General features: G+C 58.1%; 22 protein-coding genes. 6 read left to right on the forward strand and 16 right to left on the reverse strand.

Features of this window, described 5'->3' with window-relative positions; all coding sequences use genetic code 11:
• Positions 1-21: 21 nt before the first annotated feature.
• Positions 22-858: a PRD domain-containing protein gene (locus tag GNG27_RS22370; RefSeq protein WP_156264847.1), complete on the forward strand. Its 837-nt coding sequence runs from the start codon at positions 22-24 to the stop codon at positions 856-858.
• A 61-nt stretch (positions 859-919) separates the two neighbouring features.
• Here the strand turns inward: GNG27_RS22370 and metE are convergent, their stop codons facing one another.
• Positions 920-3,181, reverse strand: coding sequence for a 5-methyltetrahydropteroyltriglutamate--homocysteine S-methyltransferase (gene metE / locus GNG27_RS22375; protein WP_156264848.1), 2,262 nt, complete (start codon positions 3,179-3,181; stop codon positions 920-922).
• Positions 3,182-3,298: 117 nt separating this feature from the next.
• Between metE and metR the strand changes: the two genes are divergently transcribed.
• The gene (metR, locus tag GNG27_RS22380) at positions 3,299-4,252 is read left to right on the forward strand and encodes an HTH-type transcriptional regulator MetR (RefSeq protein WP_156264849.1); all 954 of its coding nucleotides are present in this window, start codon (positions 3,299-3,301) and stop codon (positions 4,250-4,252) included.
• Here metR and GNG27_RS22385 read toward each other — a convergent pair.
• From GNG27_RS22385 to pldB, 3 genes are all read right to left on the reverse strand, one after another.
• Positions 4,140-5,039, reverse strand: a complete 900-nt coding sequence (locus GNG27_RS22385) for a carboxylate/amino acid/amine transporter (protein WP_142487502.1) — start codon at positions 5,037-5,039, stop codon at positions 4,140-4,142. The two genes, metR and GNG27_RS22385, sit on opposite strands and share 113 nt — an antisense overlap.
• A gap of 82 nt (positions 5,040-5,121) precedes the next feature.
• Positions 5,122-5,922, reverse strand: a complete 801-nt coding sequence (gene yigL, locus GNG27_RS22390; RefSeq protein WP_142487503.1) for a sugar/pyridoxal phosphate phosphatase YigL — start codon at positions 5,920-5,922, stop codon at positions 5,122-5,124.
• Between the two features lie 25 nt (positions 5,923-5,947).
• A complete protein-coding gene (pldB, locus tag GNG27_RS22395; protein ID WP_142487504.1) occupies positions 5,948-6,943 on the reverse strand; it encodes a lysophospholipase L2 in 996 nt (331 codons plus the stop codon).
• Between the two features lie 109 nt (positions 6,944-7,052).
• On the opposite strand from pldB, the gene rhtB reads away from it, so the two are divergent.
• Complete coding sequence (gene rhtB, locus GNG27_RS22400; RefSeq protein WP_156264850.1) at positions 7,053-7,673, forward strand: homoserine/homoserine lactone efflux protein; 621 nt, start codon at positions 7,053-7,055, stop codon at positions 7,671-7,673.
• On the opposite strand, the gene rhtC is transcribed toward rhtB, so the two are convergent.
• The 3 genes from rhtC to pldA form a co-directional block, all read right to left on the reverse strand.
• On the reverse strand, positions 7,670-8,290 hold the full coding sequence (gene rhtC, locus GNG27_RS22405; protein ID WP_156264851.1) for a threonine export protein RhtC: 621 nt from the start codon (positions 8,288-8,290) through the stop codon (positions 7,670-7,672). The two genes, rhtB and rhtC, sit on opposite strands and share 4 nt — an antisense overlap.
• Positions 8,291-8,351: 61 nt before the next feature.
• Entirely contained in the window at positions 8,352-10,181 is a 1,830-nt protein-coding gene (recQ, locus tag GNG27_RS22410; RefSeq protein ID WP_156264852.1) for an ATP-dependent DNA helicase RecQ, read from the reverse strand.
• A gap of 91 nt (positions 10,182-10,272) precedes the next feature.
• Positions 10,273-11,133 (reverse strand): phospholipase A, encoded by an 861-nt coding sequence (gene pldA, locus GNG27_RS22415; RefSeq protein WP_142487507.1) that lies wholly within the window; start codon positions 11,131-11,133, stop codon positions 10,273-10,275.
• 159 nt (positions 11,134-11,292) lie between these two features.
• Here pldA and yigI point away from each other — a divergent pair, with 159 nt between their 5' ends.
• Both yigI and rarD read left to right on the forward strand, forming a co-directional pair.
• A complete protein-coding gene (gene yigI, locus GNG27_RS22420; protein WP_142487508.1) occupies positions 11,293-11,760 on the forward strand; it encodes an acyl-CoA thioesterase YigI in 468 nt (155 codons plus the stop codon).
• Positions 11,761-11,811: 51 nt separating this feature from the next.
• The gene (rarD, locus tag GNG27_RS22425; protein ID WP_156264853.1) at positions 11,812-12,708 is read left to right on the forward strand and encodes an EamA family transporter RarD; all 897 of its coding nucleotides are present in this window, start codon (positions 11,812-11,814) and stop codon (positions 12,706-12,708) included.
• An 84-nt stretch (positions 12,709-12,792) separates the two neighbouring features.
• Here rarD and corA read toward each other — a convergent pair whose 3' ends face one another.
• From corA to GNG27_RS22460, 8 genes are all read right to left on the reverse strand, one after another.
• Entirely contained in the window at positions 12,793-13,743 is a 951-nt protein-coding gene (corA, locus tag GNG27_RS22430; protein WP_142487510.1) for a magnesium/cobalt transporter CorA, read from the reverse strand.
• A gap of 148 nt (positions 13,744-13,891) precedes the next feature.
• Positions 13,892-14,137 (reverse strand): YsgD/CorL family protein, encoded by a 246-nt coding sequence (ysgD, locus tag GNG27_RS23925; RefSeq protein WP_350223562.1) that lies wholly within the window; start codon positions 14,135-14,137, stop codon positions 13,892-13,894.
• Complete coding sequence (gene uvrD / locus GNG27_RS22435) at positions 14,098-16,260, reverse strand: DNA helicase II (RefSeq protein WP_142487511.1); 2,163 nt, start codon at positions 16,258-16,260, stop codon at positions 14,098-14,100. Before uvrD ends, ysgD begins: the two co-directional genes overlap by 40 nt.
• Positions 16,261-16,367: 107 nt before the next feature.
• Entirely contained in the window at positions 16,368-17,084 is a 717-nt protein-coding gene (gene yigB, locus GNG27_RS22440) for a 5-amino-6-(5-phospho-D-ribitylamino)uracil phosphatase YigB (protein ID WP_156264854.1), read from the reverse strand.
• Positions 17,084-17,986, reverse strand: a complete 903-nt coding sequence (gene xerC, locus GNG27_RS22445) for a tyrosine recombinase XerC (protein ID WP_156264855.1) — start codon at positions 17,984-17,986, stop codon at positions 17,084-17,086. The genes yigB and xerC overlap by 1 nt, the downstream gene beginning before the upstream one ends.
• Complete coding sequence (locus GNG27_RS22450) at positions 17,983-18,690, reverse strand: DUF484 domain-containing protein (RefSeq protein WP_142487514.1); 708 nt, start codon at positions 18,688-18,690, stop codon at positions 17,983-17,985. Before GNG27_RS22450 ends, xerC begins: the two co-directional genes overlap by 4 nt.
• Complete coding sequence (gene dapF / locus GNG27_RS22455; RefSeq protein ID WP_156264856.1) at positions 18,687-19,511, reverse strand: diaminopimelate epimerase; 825 nt, start codon at positions 19,509-19,511, stop codon at positions 18,687-18,689. The genes GNG27_RS22450 and dapF overlap by 4 nt, the downstream gene beginning before the upstream one ends.
• 32 nt (positions 19,512-19,543) lie before the next feature.
• Entirely contained in the window at positions 19,544-19,747 is a 204-nt protein-coding gene (locus tag GNG27_RS22460; RefSeq protein WP_106995931.1) for a lipoprotein, read from the reverse strand.
• Positions 19,748-19,886: 139 nt separating this feature from the next.
• On the opposite strand from GNG27_RS22460, the gene cyaY reads away from it, so the two are divergent.
• On the forward strand, positions 19,887-20,207 hold the full coding sequence (cyaY, locus tag GNG27_RS22465) for an iron donor protein CyaY (protein WP_156264857.1): 321 nt from the start codon (positions 19,887-19,889) through the stop codon (positions 20,205-20,207).
• Positions 20,208-20,295: 88 nt separating this feature from the next.
• Here cyaY and cyaA read toward each other — a convergent pair whose 3' ends face one another.
• The gene (gene cyaA, locus GNG27_RS22470) at positions 20,296-22,839 is read right to left on the reverse strand and encodes a class I adenylate cyclase (protein WP_156264858.1); all 2,544 of its coding nucleotides are present in this window, start codon (positions 22,837-22,839) and stop codon (positions 20,296-20,298) included.
• Positions 22,840-23,144 lie beyond the last annotated feature (305 nt).

Consider the following 23,144-nt stretch of genomic DNA (forward strand, 5'->3'; position numbering starts at 1 on the left):
GGCCATGCCGCAGGAATAACCGTGATAACGATAAAAAAGTCGCTTAATAACAGCATGCTGCTGGTCGATAACGACCAGCGGGAGATGATTTTGTTCGGCAAGGGGATCGGATTTGGGGCGAAACCCGGTACCCATATCGACCTCGCGCAGGTGGAGAAAGTGTTCCTGCCGCTGAGCGATCTCAAATCCCGCCATTTTTTATCCCTGACGGACACCATTCCTGCGGCGTTCTTCGACATTAGCCATGAAATTCTTATCCTCGCGCGCCGCCTGTGTGGGGATAAGCTCAATTCCGTATTGCTCTTTACCCTTGCGGAGCATCTGCACTTTGCGGTGGAGCGCAGCCGCAGCGGGCAGACGATCCTCAATAAGCTGAGCTGGGAAGTGAAGCGTTACTATCCGCAGGAGTACAGTATCGGTTTGCAGGCACGCGCCCAGGTGAATGAGAAGTTTGACATCGAGTTACCTGAAGAAGAGGCGGTAAATATCGCCTTTCATCTGATCAACGCCAGCAGCCAGGACGACGACAGCACCGCCCACCAGCAGGTTGAGCTGGTCAACCGCATCGCTGATATCGTGCGCTATAAGCTGGGCAAGAGCATCGATACGCAGTCGGTTAACTATATGCGCTTTATCACCCATCTGCGTTATTTTTCCGAGCGGGTGCTGGCCGGGAAAATCGCCCTCAGCGAGACCGAGGATTTTTATCAGGAGCTGATGCGCCACCGCCCGGACGCGATGACCGTGGCGTGGGTGATCCGTGATTATGTGCAGGATAAATATCAGCTCACCCTGCCGAAAGATGAGCTGACGTGGTTGAGCATCCATATTAGCCGGCTGATGGATGGGCAGGCGTAAATCGCCCGGTGGCGGCTGCGCCTTACCGGGCCTACAAATGACATTTAATCGTGCTTCGGGGTTAACCCTGGCGCAAATTCTGCGCCGCCTTAACCATGTTCGCCAGCGCGCTACGGGTCTCCGGCCAGCCGCGGGTTTTCAGGCCGCAGTCCGGGTTCACCCACAGGCGCTCTGCGGGGATACGCTGCGCCGCTTTCTGCAGCAGGGCTTCAATCCACTCCACGCTCGGGACGTTCGGGGAGTGAATGTCGTACACGCCCGGCCCGATCTCGTTCGGGTAGTCGAACTCTTCGAACGACTCCAGCAGCTCCATGTCGGAACGGGACGTCTCGATGGTGATCACGTCGGCATCCAGCGCGGCAATGGAATCCATGATGTCGTTAAATTCGCAGTAACACATGTGGGTATGGATCTGGGTGTCATCCTTCGCCACGGCGGCGTTGATACGGAAGGCTTCCACACCCCACGCCAGGTAGGCATCCCAGTCGCTGCGACGTAGCGGCAAGCCTTCGCGCAGCGCCGGTTCGTCGATCTGGATGATGCCAATGCCCGCCGCTTCCAGATCCGCCACTTCATCACGCAGCGCCAGGGCAATCTGTTTGGCGATGGTCTCACGGGTCACGTCTTCGCGCGGGAAGGACCAGCAAAGGATGGTCACCGGACCGGTCAGCATGCCTTTTACCGGCTTGTCGGTCAGAGACTGAGCATATTTCGCCCACTCCACGGTGATCGCTTCCGGACGGCTGACGTCGCCAATCACTACCGGCGGCTTCACGCAGCGGGAGCCGTAGCTCTGCACCCAGCCGTTCTGGGTAAAGACAAACCCGTCGAGGTGTTCACCGAAGTACTCCACCATGTCGTTACGCTCGGCTTCACCGTGCACCAGCACGTCGAGTCCTAAACGTTCCTGCTCCACAATGGCCTGTTTGATGTGTTCGGCGATGCCGGTGCGGTAGTTGCCCGCATCCAGGTTGCCCTTTTTGAAGTCCAGACGCAGGCCGCGGATCTCGGTGGTCTGCGGGAAGGAACCGATGGTGGTGGTCGGCCAGGCCGGCAGGTTGAAACGGGCACGCTGGGCTTCGGCACGCACCTCATAGCCATTCTGACGCTGGCTGTCCTGGGCAGTGATGGCCGCCAGACGTTTTTCCACGGCGGCATTGTGCACGCGCGTCGAGTGACGACGGGCCTGAATCGGCGCGCTCCATTCGGTAATGGCGGCGGTGTCACCCGTATTCAGCGCATCACGCAGCAACGCCAGCTCTTCGCATTTTTGCAGGGCGAAGGCGAACCAGCTCTTCACTTCCGCATCCAGGCGGGTCTCGACGTTCAGGTCGATTGGGCTGTGCAGCAGTGAACAAGAGGAGGCGACCCATAGCTCGCGCTTGCCTATAATACCTTTGATTTGGTTATATTTTTCTGTCAGGTCAGCGCGCCAGACGTTACGCCCGTTCACCAGTCCGGCAGAGAGCAGCCAGTTCGCAGGCAGACGGGTGTGCAGCTCGGCTACCTCATCGTTACCGTGAACCAGGTCTACGTGCAGCCCCTGCACCGGCAGCGCGGTGATGGTGTCGAGGTTCGGCGTCACCCCTTCGAAATAGGTGGTCAGCAGCAGTTTTACCCGGCCCGTGAGCGCGTCGTACGCCGGTTTGAAAGCATCCAGCCATGCCTGCGGCAGCTCCAGCACCAGCGCCGGTTCGTCGATCTGCACCCACTCAACGCCGCGTTTTGCCAGCTCGCCCAGCACCTGCTGATACACCGGCAGGATGTCGTTCAGCAGGCTCAGGCGGTCAAACTGCTCGCCCTTCACTTTACCCAGCCACAGATACGTAACCGGGCCCAGCAGGACAGGTTTGACCTTGTGGCCCAGCGCCAGCGCTTCGTCCACCTCATCCAGCAGCTGGGTCCAGGTCAGTTTGAACTGCTGACCTTTAACGAACTCCGGCACCATGTAGTGATAGTTAGTGTTAAACCATTTGGTCATTTCCGCTGCCGCCGCAGGCTCGCCGGTCGGTGCGCGGCCACGGCCAATACGGAACAGGGTGTCGATATCCACCGATCCATCGCTGTTCTGATGACGAGCCGGCACGTTGCCAAGCAGCAGGCTGGTGGTCAGAACATGGTCGTACCAGGCAAAATCGCCCACCGGGAGCAGATCCACGCCAGCCTGCTTTTGCTGGTCCCAGTGACGGGCGCGCAGCTCGCGCCCTACCGCCAGCAGTTCTTCACGCGTGGCGTTGCCCGCCCAGTAGCTCTCTTGTGCTTTTTTCAGTTCGCGACGAAGGCCGACGCGTGGAAAACCGAGGGTGTGGTTACGAATTGTCATGGTATGCCCCTTATGGAATTTTCAGGATTTAGACGTCCAGATGTTTACACTTCCATATTGTAAAGGTACTGTATATTCCTCAAGCGCAAATTGCTCATGGCGAAGTGAAGGACTTTCATGATCGAGATAAAACACCTGAAAACGCTCCAGGCGTTGCGGAACTGCGGTTCTCTCGCGGCGGCGGCGGCCACGCTGCACCAGACGCAGTCCGCCCTTTCCCACCAGTTCAGCGATCTGGAACAACGCCTTGGCTTTCGTCTGTTCGTGCGTAAAAGTCAGCCGCTGCGCTTTACGCCGCAGGGCGAGATCCTGCTACAGCTGGCCAATCAGGTGCTGCCGCAGATCGCCAGCGCGCTGCAGGCCTGTCATGAGCCGGAGCAGACCAGGCTGCGCATCGCCATCGAGTGTCACAGCTGTATTCAGTGGCTGACCCCCGCGCTTGAGAACTTCCGCCAGAGGTGGCCGCAGGTGGAGATGGACTTTAAATCCGGCGTGACCTTTGATCCGCAGCCCTCCCTGGTGCAGGGCGAGCTGGATCTGGTGATGACCTCGGACATTCTGCCGCGCAGCGGCCTGCACTATTCGCCCATGTTTGATTTTGAAGTGCGTCTGGTGCTGGCCCCGGACCATCCTCTGGCCGCCAGAGCGCGCATCACGCCGGAAGATCTGGCGACGGAAACGCTGCTGATCTACCCGGTTCAGCGCAGTCGTCTGGATATCTGGCGTCACTTTCTGCAGCCGGCGGGCATCAGCCCGCAGCTGAAAAGCGTGGATAACACCCTGCTGTTGATTCAGATGGTGGCGGCCAGAATGGGCATCGCGGCGCTGCCGCACTGGGTGGTGGAGAGTTTTGAACGCCAGGGTCTGGTGGTGACTAAAACCCTGGGCGAGGGATTGTGGAGCCGGTTGTACGCCGCCGTGCGCGATGGCGAGCAGCGTCAACCGATTACCGAGGCCTTTATTCGCTCAGCGCGGAACCATGCTTGCGACCATCTACCGTTTGTCCGGAGCGCGGAGCGACCCAACGGCGATGTACCCACAGTGAAGCCAGGATCACCGTCCCCCCAATAATGAAGCTCGGCCAGTGCGGTTGTTCCTGCCAGATGGCGAGGTTCACCAGCAGGCCCGCAGGGACGTGGACGTTGTTCATGATCCCCAGCGTCCCGGCGTCCACCTGCGTGGCGCCGTAGTTCCACATGAAGTAACCCAGCCCGGATGCCACCACCCCCAGCCAGATCAGCACGCTCCACTGCAGCGTGGTGGTCGGCAGCTTCTGCGGATTACCCAGCATGAACCACGCCGCCACCGCTACTATCGCTGCCCCCATATAGAACCAGGCAAAGGCGTTGTGCTGCGGCATTGGCCGGGTCTCCATCAGGCGTTTATAGCCCACCATGCCAATCGCAAAGCTGATGTTGGCGAGCTGGACGAACATCAGTCCGGTCCAGAAATGATCGCTCACTTTGTCATAGCGAATGATCGCCGCACCCACTACCGCCAGCGCGGCGCTCAGCAGGTAGCCCCAGCGCAGCCGGCGCTTGCTCAGCAGATCGTAAATCAGGGTGATATAGAGCGGCGTCAGCACGGTAAACAGCAGGAATTCCGATACCGACAGATAAACGTAAGCCCGGAAGCTGAACAGATACATGATGCCAAGCTGCATCGCGCCCACCAGCATATAGAGCAGGATCGTTTTCAGCGTTTGCCCGCGCGTACGCAGGAACGGCAGGAACACCAGCGCCGCCAGCCCGACGCGCATCAGCACCGAGAAGTAGCTGTCGACATGTCCGGCAAGATATTCACCGATCAGGCTAAAGGAGAAGGCCCACAGGATAGTGGTGATGATGAGTAGCGCCACAATGCTTGTCTCTCTGGAAGATGGACAGGCATTGTAGCGAACTCTTTGGTTGACAACTGAACGTTAAACAACCAAATGAAGATTATTCAAGGAACAGCTTACGCAGGTATTTTGGCACCGCGTTGTCACCGTTGGTGCCGATCACTTCCAGCTCCGGGTGCAGGTCTTTCAGGCGCTGGTGGGCGTTTTCCATGATGCAGCCTTTCCCCGCCATGGAGAGCATTTCGGCGTCGTTCATACCGTCGCCAAAGGCAATACAGTCCTGCAGATCAAAGCCCAGACGTTTGGCAACCGCTTCCAGAGCATGACCCTTGGAGACGCCGCCCGCCATTACTTCCAGACAGGTAAGCGTGGAGAAGCTGACGTTAACCCGATCGCCCCAGCGGGCGTTGATCGCCTGCTCCAGCGGCAGCAGCGCTTCGTGGCTGTCAGTGGTGAAGAACACCTTACTGATGCCTTCCGGCTCCAGCAGGCCCGGTTCATACAGCGAATAGTTGAAGACCGCCTCTTTGAAGAAACGCATCTCGTCCGGGCGGTGACGGTTCATAAACCACTCATCATCGCGATAGACGTTGGTGATGATATCGGGGTTGTTATGCATGATCCCGAACAGATCGGTGGCGATGTCGCGATCGAGGTTATGGGTGAAGATCAGATTCCCGTCCAGATCGTGCACGCGGGCACCGTTGGAGGTGATCATGTAGGACTTGATCTCAAGATTATCGCGGATCTGCCCCACATCAACGTGGTGGCGGCCGGTGGCGAAGACGAAATTCACGCCACGGGCAGTCAGGAGTTTTAAGGTCTCTTTCGCGTAAGGCGATAAAGTGTGGTCGGGAGAGAGCAGCGTGCCATCTAAATCAGACGCGACAACCTGGTACATAGAAAAATTTAACCTCTGGTGAATATCAGTTATGCCTGCCGAAAAAGTCGACGATGGCGTTGAGTGCGACTGAGCGCATGGCGTCCTTTTCAAAAAGGATCTCATGGTACGCGCCGTTTATGACCAGCGGTTTACCCCCTTCGCAAGGGTGACCGGCTGCGGCTCGCAGTTCACAGAAGCGGTCGTGCATGCGGTTATCCACTACCCGCTCCTCTTCTGCCTGAAGGATAATTGTGGGAGTATCGTCCTGGCCGGCGCCCGCCATCGCCTCCTCACCTGCCAGAATGCCTTCGCGCACCCAGTGGTAAGTGGGACCACCGACGCGTAAACGCGGTTCATCCGCATAAAAGCGCAGGTTGCGGCGATAACGCTGCCGACTGTGGGTTAACACGTTAATGGCAAACGGCAGTGCGCGCCAGCGCCCGGTGCCGATGGCGTAGCCTTCACGAATGCGCTGATGGCCCTCAGCCCAGTCGAGGATATGGCGTACCATCCAGTCCGGAAAACGCATGACGATGCCAAACATCGGGGCGCTCAGGGCAATGGCATCACACTGATGCTGCGGGTGGCGCTGTAAAAACAGCGTGGCGATCGCGCCGCCCATCGAGTGCGCCAGAATAAACCGTTTTCGCCATCGGCCGGGCTGCACTTCCTGCTGCCAGAAGGCGGCAAAATCATCGACGTAATCGCTGAACTGACTTACATGGCCGCGGTGCGTGTCGGACAGCATTCGCCCGGAGCGCCCCTGACCACGGTGGTCGATAATCAGCACGTCATAACCCAGCCGGAAGAGATCGTATGCCAGCTCGGCATACTTGACGTAACTTTCGATCCGTCCGGGACAAATTATTATCACCGAATCATGGGTTTCGGCCTGAAAACGAACAAAGCGCACAGGAACATCATCGACGCCTGTAAACCCGCCCTCTTCGCGCTGGCGCCAGAAATCGGTCAACGGCCCCATAGAGAAAGCGGCAAAAGCCTTTTCTCGCGTTTCCCAGTCCTTATTCTGCTGAAACATCGGGTTTACACCCCTGTAAGCCAAGGAATATCGTTTTTTCGTGACAGGTCGTAAAATGACGCAACATTAGCGTATTGTGGCATAAAAATAGACGATTCGGGAGCTTCAAATGACCTTCGAGTGGTGGTTCGCCTACCTGCTGACATCCATCATCCTCAGCCTTTCACCGGGTTCCGGGGCCATCAATACCATGACCACCGCCATGAACCATGGCTATCGCGGAGCGGCGGCGTCGATTGCCGGATTGCAGACCGGGCTGGGGATTCACATCGTGCTGGTCGGCATAGGGCTCGGCACCCTGTTCTCCCGCTCGGTACTGGCCTTCGAAGTGCTGAAGTGGGCCGGTGCGGCCTACCTTATCTGGCTGGGGATCCAGCAGTGGCGCGCCGCGGGTGCCCTGGATCTGAATACGCTCGCCCAGACCCAGAGCCGGGGCCGCCTGTTTAAACGCGCGGTGTTTGTGAACCTGACCAACCCGAAAAGCATCGTCTTTCTGGCCGCCCTGTTTCCGCAGTTTATCGTGCCGCATCAGCCCCAGATCATGCAGTACGTGGTGCTCGGCGTGACCACCATTGTGGTCGATATTATTGTGATGATTGGCTATGCGACGCTGGCAACGCGGATTGCGACATGGATTAAAGGGCCTCACCAGATGAAGGCCCTGAATAAAGTGTTTGGTTCGCTGTTTATGCTGGTGGGCGCGCTGCTGGCGTCAGCAAGGCACGCTTAGCGCGACAGGATCAGATGAATGCCGAAGCCGGCGAATAACGCGCCGGCAACGCCGTCAATCCACTTCGCCAGGCGTTGATATCCGCGGCGCATCGAGGGCAAAGCAAACAGGCTCGCAACGATTGTGAACCAGGCGAAGGTCTCCAGCACGATCAGCAGGAAAATGCCCCAGCGCGCACCGGCCCCGACGTCTTCACCCACGAACAGTGAAAATACCGAGCCAAAATAGATGATTGCTTTTGGATTGGCGAGGTTGGTCAGCAGCCCTTTCACAAAGCTGCGCCCGCTGGCCGCCAGCTCCATTTTTGGCTCCGGTGCCTCGCTGTCCTCTTTCTTAAACGCCCCACGCAGCATCTGATAGCCCATCCAGCACAGATACAGACCGCCGCCGACCATAATGATGTTGTGCAGCCACGCCATTTTTTCGAGGATCAGGTTCAGGCCCAGTAGCGCCACGGCAGCCCAGACCATTACGCCAAGGGTAATACCCAGCACGCCCATCATCGCCTCTTTGCGGGAGCGGCTCACCGCCGTCTGTGAGACGAAGAAAAAGTCAGGGCCAGGGCTCATCAGCGCCACAATATGCACCAGCGCCACGGTCAGAAACAGGGTTAACATAATTAACTCGCGGGGAAATAGTTCAGGGAGTCATCATCCTGGCACTTTTTTGCCGGACTGACTACTCCTCATCATCGCCATCCGTATGGGAACGAATCAGCGCCATAAACTCTTTACCAAAACGTTCCAGCTTACGCGTGCCGACGCCGTTGACGCTGAGCATTTCGCTGGCGCTGAGCGGCATCTGTTCGGCCATCTCAATCAGCGTCGCGTCGTTAAACACCACGTACGGCGGGATATTCTCTTCATCCGCGATGGCTTTGCGCAGCTTACGCAGCTTGGCGAACAGCTTGCGATCGTAGTTACCGCCGTAAGATTTCTGCATCACTCGCGGTTTCAGCGCCACCACGCGCGGCACGGCCAGCTGCAGTTCCACGACGCCACGTAGCACCGGGCGGGCAGCTTCGGTGAGCTGCAGCGCAGAGTGCTGGGCAATGTTCTGGGTCGCAAAACCGAGGTGGATCAGCTGACGGATGACGCTCACCCAGTGCTCATGGCTCTGATCGCGACCAATACCGTAGACCGGCAGCTTGTCATGACCCATCTCGCGGATACGCTGGTTGTTGGCACCGCGCAGCACCTCCACCACGTAGCCCATACCGAAGCGTTGATTGACGCGGCCAATGGTGGAGAGCGCCTTACGCGCGTCCATCAGGCCATCGTACTGCTTCGGCGGATCGAGGCAGATATCACAGTTGCCGCACGGCTCCTGGCGCCCCTCGCCAAAATAGTTCAGCAGCACCAGGCGGCGGCAGGTTTGCGCTTCGGCAAAGGCCCCCATCGCATTGAGCTTGTGGCGCTCGATATCCTGCAACGGCCCCTGCGGTTTCTCTTCCAGGCAGCGGCGCAGCCAGGCCATATCGGCCGGATCGTAGAACAGCATCGCTTCCGCAGGCAGGCCGTCACGCCCGGCGCGGCCCGTCTCCTGATAGTAGGATTCGATATTGCGCGGAATGTCGAAATGCACCACAAAGCGCACGTTCGGCTTGTTGATGCCCATCCCAAAGGCGACGGTCGCCACCACGATTTGCAGGTCGTCGCGCTGGAACTTCTCCTGCACCTCGGCGCGAATGTGGTTTTCCAGCACGGCATGATAGGCGGCTGCGCTGAAACCCCGGCTTTGCAGTCGCGCGGCGGTGTCTTCCACCTTCGCCCGGCTGTTGCAGTAGATGATGCCCGACTTGCCGCGCTGCTCCTGGACATAGCGCAACAGCTGATCCAGCGGCTTGAATTTTTCCATCAGCATGTAGCGGATATTCGGGCGGTCGAAGCTGCTGACCTGGATTAGCGGATCGTTAAGGCCCAGCAGACGAACAATATCCTGGCGGGTGGTGTCGTCGGCGGTGGCGGTGAGCGCCATAAACGGCAGCTCGGGGAAACGCTGGCGCAGATGACCGAGGGCCGCGTACTCCGGACGGAAATCATGACCCCACTGGGAAATACAGTGCGCTTCGTCCACCGCCAGCAGCACCGGATTCCAGTGCGCCAGATGCTCAAGAAAGTTATCCAGCATCAGGCGTTCCGGGGCGATATACAGCAGACGCACCTGCCCGGTGCGGCACCCGGCCATGACTTCCTGCTGCTGCTCGCGGGTTTGGGTGGAGTTGATACAGGCCGCCGCCACGCCATTCGCCAGCAGCTGGTCGACCTGATCTTTCATCAGCGAGATCAGCGGTGATACCACCACCGTCAGGCCGTTCATCACCAGGGCGGGAACCTGATAGCAAAGGGATTTCCCGCCGCCGGTCGGCATCACCACCAGACAGTCACGGCCCGCAAGGGCAGTATTAATGATGGTTTCCTGGCCCGGGCGGAACTGCTGGTAGCCAAAGGTTTCGTGCAAAACCTGTTTAGCCAGCAACTCCTGATTTACGACTTCCGCCTGCACCACATCAACCCCATTTGCCTGAAATAAAAACAGGCGCTATTTTCAGCGCCTGCGAGAGAAACTTCAACGTTTAAGACAAAAACATTCGAGGAGGCTAGAAAAGATCGTTCAGCATCACGCCCACGCCGACGCGGGTCTGGTTGAAGTTGTAGTCGATCAGCGATTCACCGTAACCGCTGTAGACCTGGGTATAGAAACGAACATGTTTGGTTAACGGGTAGCTGACGCCCATCTCCGCGCCGCCGTAGCCGGTGTTCCAGTTGTACTGCCCCTTCACGCTCAGCACCGCTTCGCCCAGCTGATAGCCCACCCGCAGCTGGTAGTAGCCCATGTATTTGGTGATATCCGGGTTATCGTCGGTGTTGCCCACCACGTACCAGGGCTTCACCTCCACCAGCCAGTTGCCGTTCTGCGCCATCAGGCGGGTATAGAGGCGGTTCCAGCTGCGCGACGTTGGGTCGGAGCGGCCGTTAGACATGTGGTTGTAGCCAAACTCCACGTCCCGCAGGGTCCAGCCCGCCAGCGAGTAATCGGTGGCAAAGCCAAGGAAAAGCTGCGGCTCATAGTTGGTCTCACGAAACGGCGAAGATTCATCGCTGTTCGACAGCTGCCACCAGGATTTTTGCGTGTAGGAGCCACCGAGAATCGAATTCGGCCCCAGAATGCCACGCCATAGCGGGAAGGCAAGGCTCAGCTGAAACTTCACCTCATCTTTTTGCGAATCGTCGGCCCAGTCATAGGTGCGGATCGCCTCTTTATTGAGGTCGCTGGTGGCGGTATAGATAAGGTAGTTGCTGTCATAGGGATAGAGCGTAAAAGGATTATCGTGCTCTTCCAACAGGTTAGCGATGATGCTGCCCCGTACAGCAGGCACCTCCTGAGTTACCGCTTCCTGCGCAAATGCCACAGAGGGCAGCGTAACCGCCGCCAGGAACCCGGCCTGATATATCCGCATCGGTGATGCTCTCCTGCGAAATTGTTTTAATGAATAGTTATGGTTTATTCATTTTACAGAATTAATGATTAACTGCTTATATCCGGGGTCTGAAAGTAGAAATTCACACTAATGAGGCATAAAATCAACAGCATTTTAACAATAAGGATGTGACGCGCTATGTCTGCCACGCTAACTGCCGACCAGGCCCTGAAGCTTGTCGGGGAGATCTTCGTCTACCATATGCCGTTCAACCGTGCGCTGGGGCTCGAGCTGGAGCGTTACGAAAAAGATTTTGCCCAACTGAGCTTTAACAACCAGCCGATGATGGTCGGTAACTGGGCGCAAAGCATTCTCCATGGCGGGGTGATCGCCTCTGCCCTTGATGTTGCCGCTGGTCTGGTCTGCGTCGGCAGCACCCTGACCCGCCACGACACCATCAACGAAGACGAGCTGCGCCAGCGCCTGTCGCGGATGGGCACCATCGACCTGCGCGTCGATTATCTGCGCCCTGGCCGCGGGAATCGCTTTACTGCCAGCAGCAGCCTGCTGCGGGCGGGCAATAAAGTCGCAGTCGCGCGCGTCGAGCTACACAACGAAGATCAGGTTTATATCGCCAGCGCAACCGCCACTTATATGGTGGGTTGAGAAGGTAAAATCGGGTAAAATTGCGTTACTTTTTTGTAACGGATTTTCCTGATGGATGCTAAACAGACGCGGCAGGGCGTTTTGCTCGCCCTTGCCGCTTATTTTATCTGGGGTATCGCGCCCGCCTACTTCAAGCTGATTCACTACGTCCCCGCTGACGAAATTCTTACCCACCGCGTGATCTGGTCATTTTTCTTTATGGTGGCGCTGATGAGCGTAAGCCGTCAGTGGTCGGGGGTGAAAACGCTCCTGCAAACGCCAAAGAAAATTTTCCTACTGGCCCTCTCTGCCGTATTGATTGGCGGCAACTGGCTCCTGTTTATCTGGTCAGTCAATAACCATCATATGCTGGAAGCGAGCCTCGGCTACTTCATTAACCCGCTGGTGAATATCGTGCTGGGGATGCTGTTCCTTGGCGAGCGCTTCCGCCGGATGCAGTGGCTGGCGGTGATGCTCGCCCTCTGCGGCGTTCTGGTTCAGCTCTGGACCTTCGGCTCGCTGCCGGTCATCGCCCTGGGGCTGGCGTTCAGCTTTGCCTTCTATGGCCTGGTGCGCAAGAAAATTGCAGTTGAAGCGCAAACCGGGATGCTGTTTGAAACCCTGTGGCTGCTGCCAGTGGCCGCGATTTACCTGTTCGGCATTGCCGACAGCAGCACCAGCCATATGGGCAGTAACCCGTGGACGCTGAACGTGATGCTGATGGCGGCCGGTGTGGTCACCACCATCCCGCTGCTGTGCTTTACCGGTGCGGCAACGCGTCTGCGCCTGTCGACGCTGGGTTTCTTCCAGTACATCGGCCCGACGCTGATGTTCCTGCTGGCGGTGCTGTTCTACGGCGAAGTGCCGGGCGCGGATAAGATGGTGACCTTTGCCTTTATCTGGGTGGCGCTGGCGGTGTTTGTGGCAGATGCGATTTATACCCAGCGCAGGACGCGCAAAGGGTTGTAGTGCTTTTTGCCAGATGGCGGCTGCGCCTTATCCGGCCTACGGGATCTGTAGGCCCGGTAAGCGTAGCGCCACCGGGCGCAACCATCACAGCCAGTTACGACGCTTAAAGTAGAGATACGGCGCGAGACCGGCGAGCACCATAAAGACAATCGCTCCCGGATAACCAAAGCTCCATTTCAGCTCCGGCATAAACTCAAAGTTCATCCCGTAGCTGGAGGCCACCAGCGTTGGCGGCAGGAACACTACCGAGACCACCGAGAAGATCTTGATGATGCGGTTCTGCTCGATGTTGATAAAGCCCATCGCCGCCTGCATCAGGAAGTTCACCTTCTGGAACAGGGATTCGTTGTGCGGCAGCAGGGATTCGATATCGCGCAGGATCTCACGCGCCTGCTCCAGCTGACCGCCCGGCAGACGCGCCTTGCGCACCAGGAAGTTCAGCGCGCGCTGGGTATCCATCAGACACAGACGCACCTTCCAGCCGATATCTTCCAGCTCTGCCAGGGTTGAAAGCGCTTCGTCGTACTCATCGCCCTGATGGCCTTCCATGATCACCCGGCTCAGCGCTTCCAGATCGCTGTAGATGTTCTCAATTTCATCCGCCAGCTGTTCGATTTTAGTTTCAAACAGGTCGAGCAGCAGCTCATAGGCATTGCCGTCCACCATCGCCTGGCTACGGGCGCGCATGCGGTAGAGACGGAACGCGGGCAGTTCACGCTCACGCAGGGTAAACAGGCGGCCATCGCGGATGGTGAATGCGACGGTAGAGTTACCGGCGTGATCTTCCGCATCTTCGAAGAAGAAAAAGGAGTGGATGTGCAGACCGTCTTCGTCTTCGAAGAAACGGGCCGACGCCTCGATGTCTTCCAGTTCCGGGCGGGTGGCCAGGCTTTGTCCAAGTTCAGATTGTACGCGCAGGCGTTCGTCGTCATCCGGCTCGACCAGATCCACCCAAACGGCATCAATGAGGGGTTGTGACTCTTCAGCTTCAAGCCGAATCAGTCGGTTCTTTTCCAGTTGAAATGCGCTCAGCATGACCGGGACTCCCAATGCAAAAAATATCGGACAGTTCGGTGGGCACACAGAAACAAATTGGGTTTCAGACCATTAAACAGCCTGACTCAGCGCGACGGGAATAACTGTCGCTGACAACCACTAAGGGCATCAGCGTGAGGAGATAGCCTTAGGAGTTGTTCCTGGATGACAGGGAATTGAGCCAGCATCTACTGGGTGTGTCCAAGGCGAATGTCCTCTTAGCGTAATCGTGCGCGCATGTTACGCCAGCAGTCACAGCGGCGTCAACACGCAACGAAACGCTGAAGAACTTTAAATGCCCTTCAGCGTTTAAGCCTGGCAGCTTATTAAAAAATAGTGATATTTTTCGGAAAGTTACACTGCTTCCAGTCGGGCGTAAGCGGCCACCAGCCATTTGATACCCTGCCCCTGGAATGCCACCTGCAGGCGGCTGTGTTCCCCGCTGCCCTCCAGGTTCACAATGGTGCCTTCACCGAATTTGGCGTGGCGCACGCGCTGGCCGAGTTTGAATCCGCTGTCGTTTTCCGAGACTGGCGCACCCAGACGCTGATGGCTGACCGGGCGGCTGATGCTGGCCCGCAGACGAACCTCTTCCACGCACTCTTCCGGCAGTTCGCCAACAAAACGCGACGGCCGGTGGTAAACCTCTTTGCCGTACAGACGGCGGGTTTCCGCATAGGTCAGGGTCAGCTTTTGCATCGCGCGGGTCACGCCGACGTAGGCCAGGCGACGCTCCTCTTCCAGACGACCGCCCTCATCCAACGACATCTGGCTCGGGAACATCCCCTCCTCCATGCCGACGATAAACACCTGCGGGAACTCCAGCCCTTTGGCCGAGTGGAGGGTCATCAGCTGGACCGCATCCTGCCAGGTGTCCGCCTGCCCTTCGCCCGCTTCCAGCGCGGCATGGGACAGGAACGCCTGCAGCGGCATCAGGTCTTCATCTTCTTCGTTGTAGCTGAACTGGCGCGTGGCCGTCACCAGCTCCTCTAAGTTCTCGATACGGGTCTGGCCCTTCTCGCCCTTCTCCTGCTCGTACATCATGCGCAGGCCGGAGTCTTTAATCACCCGGTCGGTCTGAACGTGCAGCGGCATGTCGGCGGTTTCCTGAGCCAGGGCTTCGATCAGCTCCAGGAAGCGCTGCAGCGCGCTGGCCGCACGTCCGGCGAGGGCCTTCTCCTGCAGCAGCTCGCGACACGCCTGCCACAGGGTCAGCTGGCGATCGCGGGAGGTCTGACGCACCACGTCAAGGGTGCGATCGCCGATGCCGCGCGTGGGGGTGTTGACCACGCGCTCAAAGGCCGCGTCGTCGTTACGGTTGGCAATCAGGCGCAGATAGGAGAGCGCGTCTTTAATTTCCTGGCGTTCGAAGAAGCGCATCCCGCCATAGATGCGGTACGGCATGCTGGCCTGCAGCAGCGCCTCTTCCAGCACGCGCGACTGGGCGTTGCTGCGGTAGAGAATGGCGCACTTCTCCAGCGCGCCGCCGTTGTCCTGCCAGGTTTTGATCCGGTTGACCACGAAGCGGGCTTCGTCCAGCTCGTTGAAGGCGCAGTAAAGCGAGATCGGCTCGCCGTCGATGCCCTCAGTCCACAGCTTTTTACCCAGACGCCCGTTGTTGTTCTCAATCAGGGCGTTGGCCGCGCTCAGAATGTTGTTGGTGGAGCGGTAGTTCTGCTCCAGGCGGATGGTCTCCGCGCCCGGGAAGTCCTTGAGGAAGCGCTGGATGTTCTCCACCTGGGCGCCGCGCCAGCCGTAGATCGACTGATCGTCATCGCCGACAATCATCACCTTGCTGGAATCGCCCGCCAGCAGGCGGATCCATGCGTACTGAATGTTGTTGGTATCCTGGAATTCGTCCACCAGGATGTTGGTGAAGCGTTCGCGGTAGTGCTGCAGGATATGCGGCTTGTTGAGCCACAGCTCATGGGCGCGCAGCAGCAGCTCGGCAAAATCCACCAGTCCGGCGCGATCGCAGGCCTCCTGGTAGGCCTGATAGACCTTCTGCCAGGTCTGCTCAATCGGGTTGCCAAAGCTCTGGATGTGGTGCGGGCGCAGCCCTTCGTCTTTCTGGCTGTTGATGTACCACATCGCCTGACGCGGCGGCCACTGCTTCTCGTCGAGGTTCATGGCCTTGATCAGGCGCTTCAGCAGGCGCAGCTGGTCTTCGCTGTCGAGGATCTGAAAGTCCTGCGGCAGGTTGGCATCCAGATGGTGCGCACGCAGCAGGCGGTGCGCCAGCCCATGGAAGGTGCCAACCCACATGCCGCCCTGGCTGGTGCCCATCAGTTGGGCAATACGGTGGCGCATCTCCGCCGCCGCTTTGTTGGTGAAGGTTACCGCCATAATCGAGTACGGCGAGCAGTTCTCCACGCTCTGCAGCCAGGCAATGCGGTGTACCAGCACGCGTGTCTTACCACTGCCCGCCCCTGCCAGCACCAGCATATTGGTGCGCGTCGCGGCAACCGCGTCACGCTGTTTGTCATTAAGGCTGTCGAGCAGGTAAGAAACGTCCATTGGCACCGTCACGTAGTAATCAGGAACACGGCAAAACGCCCGGTGGCGCTTCGCTTACCGGGCCTACAACTGCAAAACCCTGGTAATTTATACAATACTACTGGTGATTATATCAGCGTGGTGAGGGATGCCAACCGTGAAATTTCGATATGCGGAAGCAGGCGGCTGTCGGCGGTCTGCATCAGATCGGCATTTTCCGGCTTGATCCAGCAGGCCTGCATCCCGCAGCGGATCGCGCCAGCAACGTCGGTAGTCAGGTCATCGCCCACGTGCAGGATCTCCCCCAGCGGCAGGTCGAGCTTCTCTGCCGCCAGATGGTACATATCGTTGAACGGCTTGGAGCGCCCGTGCGGGCCCGCGCGCAGTACAAACTCAAAGTAGTCGCCCAGGCCGAACAGCTCCGGCTGCGCATTGCCGTTGGTGATGGCCACCAGCGGCCACTTCTCGCCCAGCTTCGCCAGGGTGTCGTGGGTCTCCTGCGGGACGTCGATGCGGCTGCGCCATTGGGCGAAGTGTGCCATCGAGGCTTCTGCGCCAAGCGCGGCTTCGGCGGCGGTCAGGCCGGCATTGAGCATCGCCTGCTCAACGGCGCGGCGACGCCACTCGGTGACGTCGTGGTAAATTTCCGGCTCGGTTTGCCGTAACGCCTGGCGCAGGCGGTGAAACTCTTTGTTTTCCAGCGTTTTTAACGCCGGATGGTAGTTTTGCACAAACGCCAGCGCTTCCTGCTCGGTACGCAGGATCACCTCGCGGTTGTCATAAAGGGTGTCATCAAGGTCGAACGTCAGTGCTGAAATATGGCCTAAAGGACGATAAAAACGCATTATTTCCCCCGTTTGGCGCGTGGATGCGCCGCGTCGTACACCGAGGCAAGGTGTTGAAAATCAAGATGGGTATAAATCTGGGTGGTGGACAAATTAGCGTGGCCCAGCAGCTCCTGCACCCCACGCAGATCGCCGCTGGACTCGAGCATGTGCGTGGCGAATGAGTGGCGCAGTTTATGCGGATGAACATGGCTGTTCAGCCCCTGCTTGATCCCCCACTCGGCAAAGCGTTTTTGCACGTTACGCGCCGAGATGCGCTTCCCGAGCTTCGAGAGGAACAGCGCATCCTCTTCGGTGCCGAACAGGCCGCGCAGATCGAGCCAGTGCTCAATCCACGCCACGGCGTTGCGGCCAATGGGCAGACGGCGCTCTTTGCTGCCTTTGCCCATCACCCACACTTCGCCGGTGTCCAGATCGAGGTGTTTGATATCGAGGTTCACCAGCTCGGAAAGACGTAACCCCGCGCCGTACATCACCTCCAGCATCGCCCGATCCCGTACCGCCAGCGGATCGTTGAGATCGATATCCAGCAGGCGGTTAACGTCATCGACATCGATATTTTTGGGCAGGTGGCGCGGCGCTTTTGGCGCGGCGATCCCTTTGGCCGGGTTGGCGTTGAGCTCGCCCTGGCTTACCTGCCAGTCGAAGAAGCTGCGCAGGGCCGACAGACGCAGCGCGAGGCTGGCAGGGCCAAGCCCTTTCCGGCGGCTGCGCACGGCAAAGGTCCGCACCGTGGCGGCATCACATTGCTGCCAGCTCTTCAGGCCGATCTCGTCGGCCAGCTGCATGATGGCATCAAGCTGACGCTGGTAGTTTACCAGGGTGATTGGGCTGAGCTGGCGCTCAACGCCCAGATAGCGCAGAAAACGCGTGACGGCAGGCGCCAGCAGAGCATCCGTCATACGCGTTCAATCCAGCGCTCCAGCAGCTCGGGCAGCATCTGCGCGATCTCCTGGAGCAGCTGCGTCCCTTGTCCCTGCTGATAGTGCTGCGGATCGCGGCTGGTAAACAGCATCACCCCGAGATCGCCATCGCGTCCCATCAGCGACATCGCCACCGAACCGATGGCCTTGGCCTCCGGCAGAACGATCAGCAGTTCCGGGCCATGCAGCGGCCCGAGGTAGTGGTTCTCATGCCCCATGCGCTGAATGCGCAGCGGCTCAAACGCCTGCCGCGATAGCGCCAGATGGGTAAAGCTGGAGGGCGCGCCAATGCGCCAGCGATCCGGGAACAGGCGCAGGGTCGCCCCGGCCAGCCCCAGCTCGCGCGCCCAGCGATGCAGGCGAAGCAGAAATTCGTCCAGGCTGCTGGCGGAGGCCAGTCGCGACTGCAGGTGCAGCAGACGATAGAACAGGCTTTCATTACTGGTAGCCTGCTCCATCAGCAGCGAGATATTCTCTTCCAGATGGTTGATATGATTGCGCGCGCGCGCCATATGCCATTCGACCAGCGAGACCGTCCCGCGGATCGGATGTGGCACGCGCATCTCTTCAACCACGCGGGCATTACGAATGAAAAACTCAGGATGGCGCAGCAGATAATCAACAACCGCCCGGTCGTCCATCTCCGTCAGCGTTTCCTGCAGTTCTTCTCCTGGTTGTTTCATAGATGGATAAACCCGTCGTAGACTTGTGTCGCCGGGCCGGTCATATACAGCGGCTGGCCCGGGCCTTTCCAGGCGATATCAAGACGGCCGCCTGGTAAATCCACGCGAACCTCTTCCGCCAGTAAACCCTGCGCAATCCCCACCGCGACGGCCGCACAGGCACCGCTTCCGCACGCCTGTGTTTCACCAGCTCCGCGTTCAAAGACGCGCAGACGGATGTGATCGCGAGTGATGACCTGCATAAATCCAATATTGGCGCGCTCAGGAAAACGTTCATGGCTTTCCAGCACCGGACCAAGCGTCTCAACGGGCGCGGTCGCGACATCATCAACCTGAATCACGCAGTGCGGGTTCCCCATGGAGACCACGCCGCACAAGACTGTCTGTTCCGCGGCGCGCATGATATAGGTCTTTTCCGCTTTGTTGGCGCGGAACGGCACCTGCGATGGCTCGAAGTTCGGCTCGCCCATGTTGACCCGCACCAGCTCATCGTCGGTGACGCTCAGCACCATTCGCCCATTAGCAGTGCTGACGCGGATATCACGCTTGTTGGTCAGCCCTTTCAGCCGGACGAAGCGGGCAAAACAGCGCGCGCCGTTGCCACACTGGGAGACTTCGCTGCCGTCAGCATTAAAGATGCGGTAGTGAAAATCGAGATCGGGATCGTAAGGCGGCTCAACCACCAGCAGCTGATCAAACCCGACCCCGAGGTGCCGATCGGCCAGGCGGCGGATCAGCTCCGGAGAAAAGAAGACATTCTGCGTTACCGCGTCGACGACCATAAAATCATTGCCAAGGCCATGCATTTTAGAGAACTGCATTATTTACTCCATTGCGCGGTTCGCAACGCGCGTCAGTAATTCACCTGGCTTGGGCCGCCATTGTCGCCGCGATCGTTACGATCTGGCATGGTGGTTTGTACGGGGCTTTGCGCTTTTTTGGTCGGTGGCGGCGCGGTTTTATCTGCCGGTGGGAAATAGAGCGGCCCTTTCAGACCACAGCCACTCAGGCTAAACAGTGCGAGGAGAACGGCAAGCGTTCCAAAAACGTTTTTCATTATCAGGTTGCCTGTAAGTTCATGCTTTCTGTTTTCTATCATCGCAGGAGAAGGCACAAAAGCAAGAGTTTGCCGCTAACCTGCAACCGGAATTATTTAGCGTTATACTGCCGCCATCACGAAAAACAGGAACAGAACCATGAATGACAGTGAATTCCATCGCCTCGCCGATAACCTGTGGCAAACCATCGAAGAACGTCTTGACGACTGGGATGGCGACAGCGACATCGATTGTGAAATCAACGGCGGCGTGCTGACCATCAGCTTTGAAAACGGCAGCAAGATCATTATTAACCGTCAGGAACCGCTTCACCAGGTGTGGCTGGCCACCAAGCAGGGCGGCTACCATTTCGACCTCAAGGGCGACGAGTGGATTTGCGATCGCAGCGGTGAAGCGTTCTGGGATCTGCTTGAGCAGGCCGCGACCGCGCAGTCGGGCGAAGAGGTGAGCTTCCGCTAAGGTTTATTGCCCGGTGGCGCTGCGCTTACCGGGCCTACAACGGCTCGAACCGTAGGCCGGATAAGCAAAGCGCATCCGGCACAGCGGCTCAGGAGAAATACTGCTGCAACAGCGGGGTGTTGGCGTCCTGATTGGCCGGTGCGGCTGCAATCACCTGGGTACGGAACGGGATCACCTGCGCACGGCCATCGACCTTCACAATCTGGTAGAACTGCGGCAGGTTGAAGTTGATGAAGCTGGAACCGTAGGTAAAGCGATCGTGTGAGGAAGAGTAGAAGCGGCTGACGTCGCGCACCAGCTCCTCTTTGCTGCCTTCACAGTGGTGATACACTTCGGCGCGGTTGGTTTCATCAAGGATATAGATATTGAAACCGGCATCGTCGCCCGACTCTTCAAAGAAGAACTGAATAATCCCTTCGCTGGCAAAACCATCCACCACCTGCGGCAGCTTGACGTGGTTAGTCTCAACCTGTACCGACAGACCGTGCAGTTTATTGTGCGAAATGGCGCCATAGAACTCGATGGCATTTTCCAGCTTCTGCACCGAGACGTTCAGACGCTCAAAGAACAGGCCCCAGGTTTGCCCGGAGACGCGCAGCGCTTTGAAGCGGCCGGTTTCCTGACGGGTACTGGAGAGACGCAGGTCGATACACTCGGAGACCAGCTGCTGCACGCGGGTACGGATCAGGCCGCGCAGATGCTGGCTGTAGCAGAAGACCTCGACGCTGTCCGGTGGAGCAGCATCCTGGTGCATCTTGCCGAGAATGGTTTTCAGCGCTTCGATCATCGCCTGCTCGCCGTTGAAATGCAGAGTACGCACTTCGTTCCACGAGTTGCGGTACAGCAGGTCGACGCTGCCCACCAGGCAGTTTTGCTGCTCGCCAAAGCTGAACACGTCCAGCTTGCGGAAATCAAAATGCACCACCTGATTGCGAAACGCCGCCGTCGGGTCGTATTCCAGGTTGACGATGATCGCCAGATGGCGAATTTCGCACGGGCTGTAGAGCGCTTTCGGCGTCGGCGCAGGCAGACGCAGCGGGAAGTGATGCGACACATCCGCCACCATCTCCTGCAGTTTGGCGAGATCGACGATCTCGTTACCCTTAATAAACAGGCGGGTACGCGACGTCAGCAGGCCGTTAAACCAGGCCCAGGCCACCAGCTTGTTCAGATAGCGGTTATATTCCAGCGGCTGATGGCTGATGATCGAGTCCATGCTCGGCGCACGGTTGTACAGATACCACCCGGTGCGGTTCGCGCGACCCGGCGGCACATAGATAAAGGTCAGGTTTGGTTCAGACAGGTCCGGCGAAATCTGCGGGTTCACCAGCGTCACTTTACCCGGCAGCGCTTCAAACGCGGCGTACAGCTTACGGGTCAGAACACCGATATCCTGCGGGCTGGCGGAAACGCTGAGGTTATTACGACGGGCAAAGCGGATCAGGTTACGGTAGCTCTGCATCATGGCATCGAGCAGCTCGTTGTGCGCTTCACGCACCTGATCGATCTTCCAGTTGGCGCGGTTATCGAGCATCGACAGACGCTCTTCGTCCCATCCCCACTCTTTGACTAACTGACTGACCACTTCACGACGCCAGCCGACGCATGCGCGTTCGCGGCTGAGCTTCTCACAGACTTTGAGATAGAAACATCGACGGACCAGGTCCAGACGGGTCGGATCGTCAATGGCTTTCAGGTATTCGGTGACGCGCTCGAGCATCATGCAGTATGCATCAAGACCGAAAGAGACGATCTCGCCATCATGCAGACGCTGTTTAATGTCTTTCGCCAGCAGGCGCGGCGTCGGGTATTCCCACGAGTAGGCTTCAAGCAGCAGGGTTTTCAGCACCGCTTTGTACGGGGAATCGATACTTTTATACAGCTGCCACAGGCTTGCACCGAAATACTCTTCGGCGGACAGGGAGCTTAAGCCGCCCAGATCCAGCCACTCGTTTGGCGTCAGGACCCCCTGGGCGTAGAGCTTCATGACGTAATCGTCGTAATGCTCTTCTTCGTCGCACGGCACCATACTCCAGAGAATACGCTTCCCGGCCAGGCGCACGGCGGTACGGTAAAACTCATCCAGCAATAAGATGTGCTGCGTCGAGCCGCAGTCTTCACCACCCAAACTGCCACTTTCATTATGGCGGAAACGGTTTTCATCAATCAGGAAGAAGCTCACTTCCACGCCGAGCGAGGCCGCCCAGCTCTCCAGCAGGCTGCATTTACGCTGCAGCAGCTGACGCTCGTCGTTATCGAGCCAGGACTGATGGCAGACCCAGATATCCAGATCCGAAGAACAGCTTTGCCCTACCGAAGAGGTACTGCCCATGGTGTAGAGGCCGGTGATCGGCAGTTCACCTTTCGGGGACTCCTGCGGCGGCATGCCACGGTAGAGCTCCAGCTCTTTCAGGTAGTGTTCTTGGGTTTCATCAGGCGTGAAAAGGCAGATGCCCTTGGGAACGTTACCGTCGAGGTAACCCGGCATCAGTGGGTGGTGATAGTGCAACAATGTCGGCAGAAGACTGTAAACCTGCTGGAAAGCAGGGCCCATCGCAGCAAGCGCGCGATCGACACGCAGTTGGTTGATGGCATCCAGTCTCTGTTTCAGAGTCTCAATATAGAGGTACAAGACGTATCGCCTGATGTTCAGAAGGCACTAATCCTCACCAGGACCGAGGATTACGCGTTCACAGTATTTCGAAAGTAACCGTCGCCCTTTTTCGCCCTTATCTTTCTGGTCTCGGAGACGAAAAAATGGTCTAAAACGTGATCAATTTAACACCTTGCCGTTTGACCGTAAAGAAAGATGCGCTACATACAAGTGTAGCACCGTTCTGTACGTGTAAATTCCTGAATACGGCAGCAGGCAACCTCTATCGCTGCCCTGTCCTGAACCCCTCAACGTCCGTAAACCTGACACTCCCAGGACAACAA

It is taken from the genome of Leclercia sp. 119287 (assembly GCF_009734485.1).
Lineage (GTDB): Bacteria > Pseudomonadota > Gammaproteobacteria > Enterobacterales > Enterobacteriaceae > Enterobacter > Enterobacter adecarboxylatus_C.

What these genes read in the sequence shown, in the direction of transcription:
- metE (WP_156264848.1), bottom strand. Translation starts at nt 3,181, where the DNA reads ATGACAATTCGTAACCACACCCTCGGTTTTCCACGCGTCGGCCTTCGT.
- metR (WP_156264849.1), top strand. Translation starts at nt 3,299, where the DNA reads ATGATCGAGATAAAACACCTGAAAACGCTCCAGGCGTTGCGGAACTGC.
- yigL (WP_142487503.1), bottom strand. Translation starts at nt 5,922, where the DNA reads ATGTACCAGGTTGTCGCGTCTGATTTAGATGGCACGCTGCTCTCTCCC.
- pldB (WP_142487504.1), bottom strand. Translation starts at nt 6,943, where the DNA reads ATGTTTCAGCAGAATAAGGACTGGGAAACGCGAGAAAAGGCTTTTGCC.
- rhtB (WP_156264850.1), top strand. Translation starts at nt 7,053, where the DNA reads ATGACCTTCGAGTGGTGGTTCGCCTACCTGCTGACATCCATCATCCTC.
- rhtC (WP_156264851.1), bottom strand. Translation starts at nt 8,290, where the DNA reads ATGTTAACCCTGTTTCTGACCGTGGCGCTGGTGCATATTGTGGCGCTG.
- pldA (WP_142487507.1), bottom strand. Translation starts at nt 11,133, where the DNA reads ATGCGGATATATCAGGCCGGGTTCCTGGCGGCGGTTACGCTGCCCTCT.
- yigI (WP_142487508.1), top strand. Translation starts at nt 11,293, where the DNA reads ATGTCTGCCACGCTAACTGCCGACCAGGCCCTGAAGCTTGTCGGGGAG.
- rarD (WP_156264853.1), top strand. Translation starts at nt 11,812, where the DNA reads ATGGATGCTAAACAGACGCGGCAGGGCGTTTTGCTCGCCCTTGCCGCT.
- corA (WP_142487510.1), bottom strand. Translation starts at nt 13,743, where the DNA reads ATGCTGAGCGCATTTCAACTGGAAAAGAACCGACTGATTCGGCTTGAA.
- ysgD (WP_350223562.1), bottom strand. Translation starts at nt 14,137, where the DNA reads ATGGCTGGTGGCCGCTTACGCCCGACTGGAAGCAGTGTAACTTTCCGA.
- uvrD (WP_142487511.1), bottom strand. Translation starts at nt 16,260, where the DNA reads ATGGACGTTTCTTACCTGCTCGACAGCCTTAATGACAAACAGCGTGAC.
- yigB (WP_156264854.1), bottom strand. Translation starts at nt 17,084, where the DNA reads ATGCGTTTTTATCGTCCTTTAGGCCATATTTCAGCACTGACGTTCGAC.
- xerC (WP_156264855.1), bottom strand. Translation starts at nt 17,986, where the DNA reads ATGACGGATGCTCTGCTGGCGCCTGCCGTCACGCGTTTTCTGCGCTAT.
- GNG27_RS22450 (WP_142487514.1), bottom strand. Translation starts at nt 18,690, where the DNA reads ATGAAACAACCAGGAGAAGAACTGCAGGAAACGCTGACGGAGATGGAC.
- dapF (WP_156264856.1), bottom strand. Translation starts at nt 19,511, where the DNA reads ATGCAGTTCTCTAAAATGCATGGCCTTGGCAATGATTTTATGGTCGTC.
- GNG27_RS22460 (WP_106995931.1), bottom strand. Translation starts at nt 19,747, where the DNA reads ATGAAAAACGTTTTTGGAACGCTTGCCGTTCTCCTCGCACTGTTTAGC.
- cyaY (WP_156264857.1), top strand. Translation starts at nt 19,887, where the DNA reads ATGAATGACAGTGAATTCCATCGCCTCGCCGATAACCTGTGGCAAACC.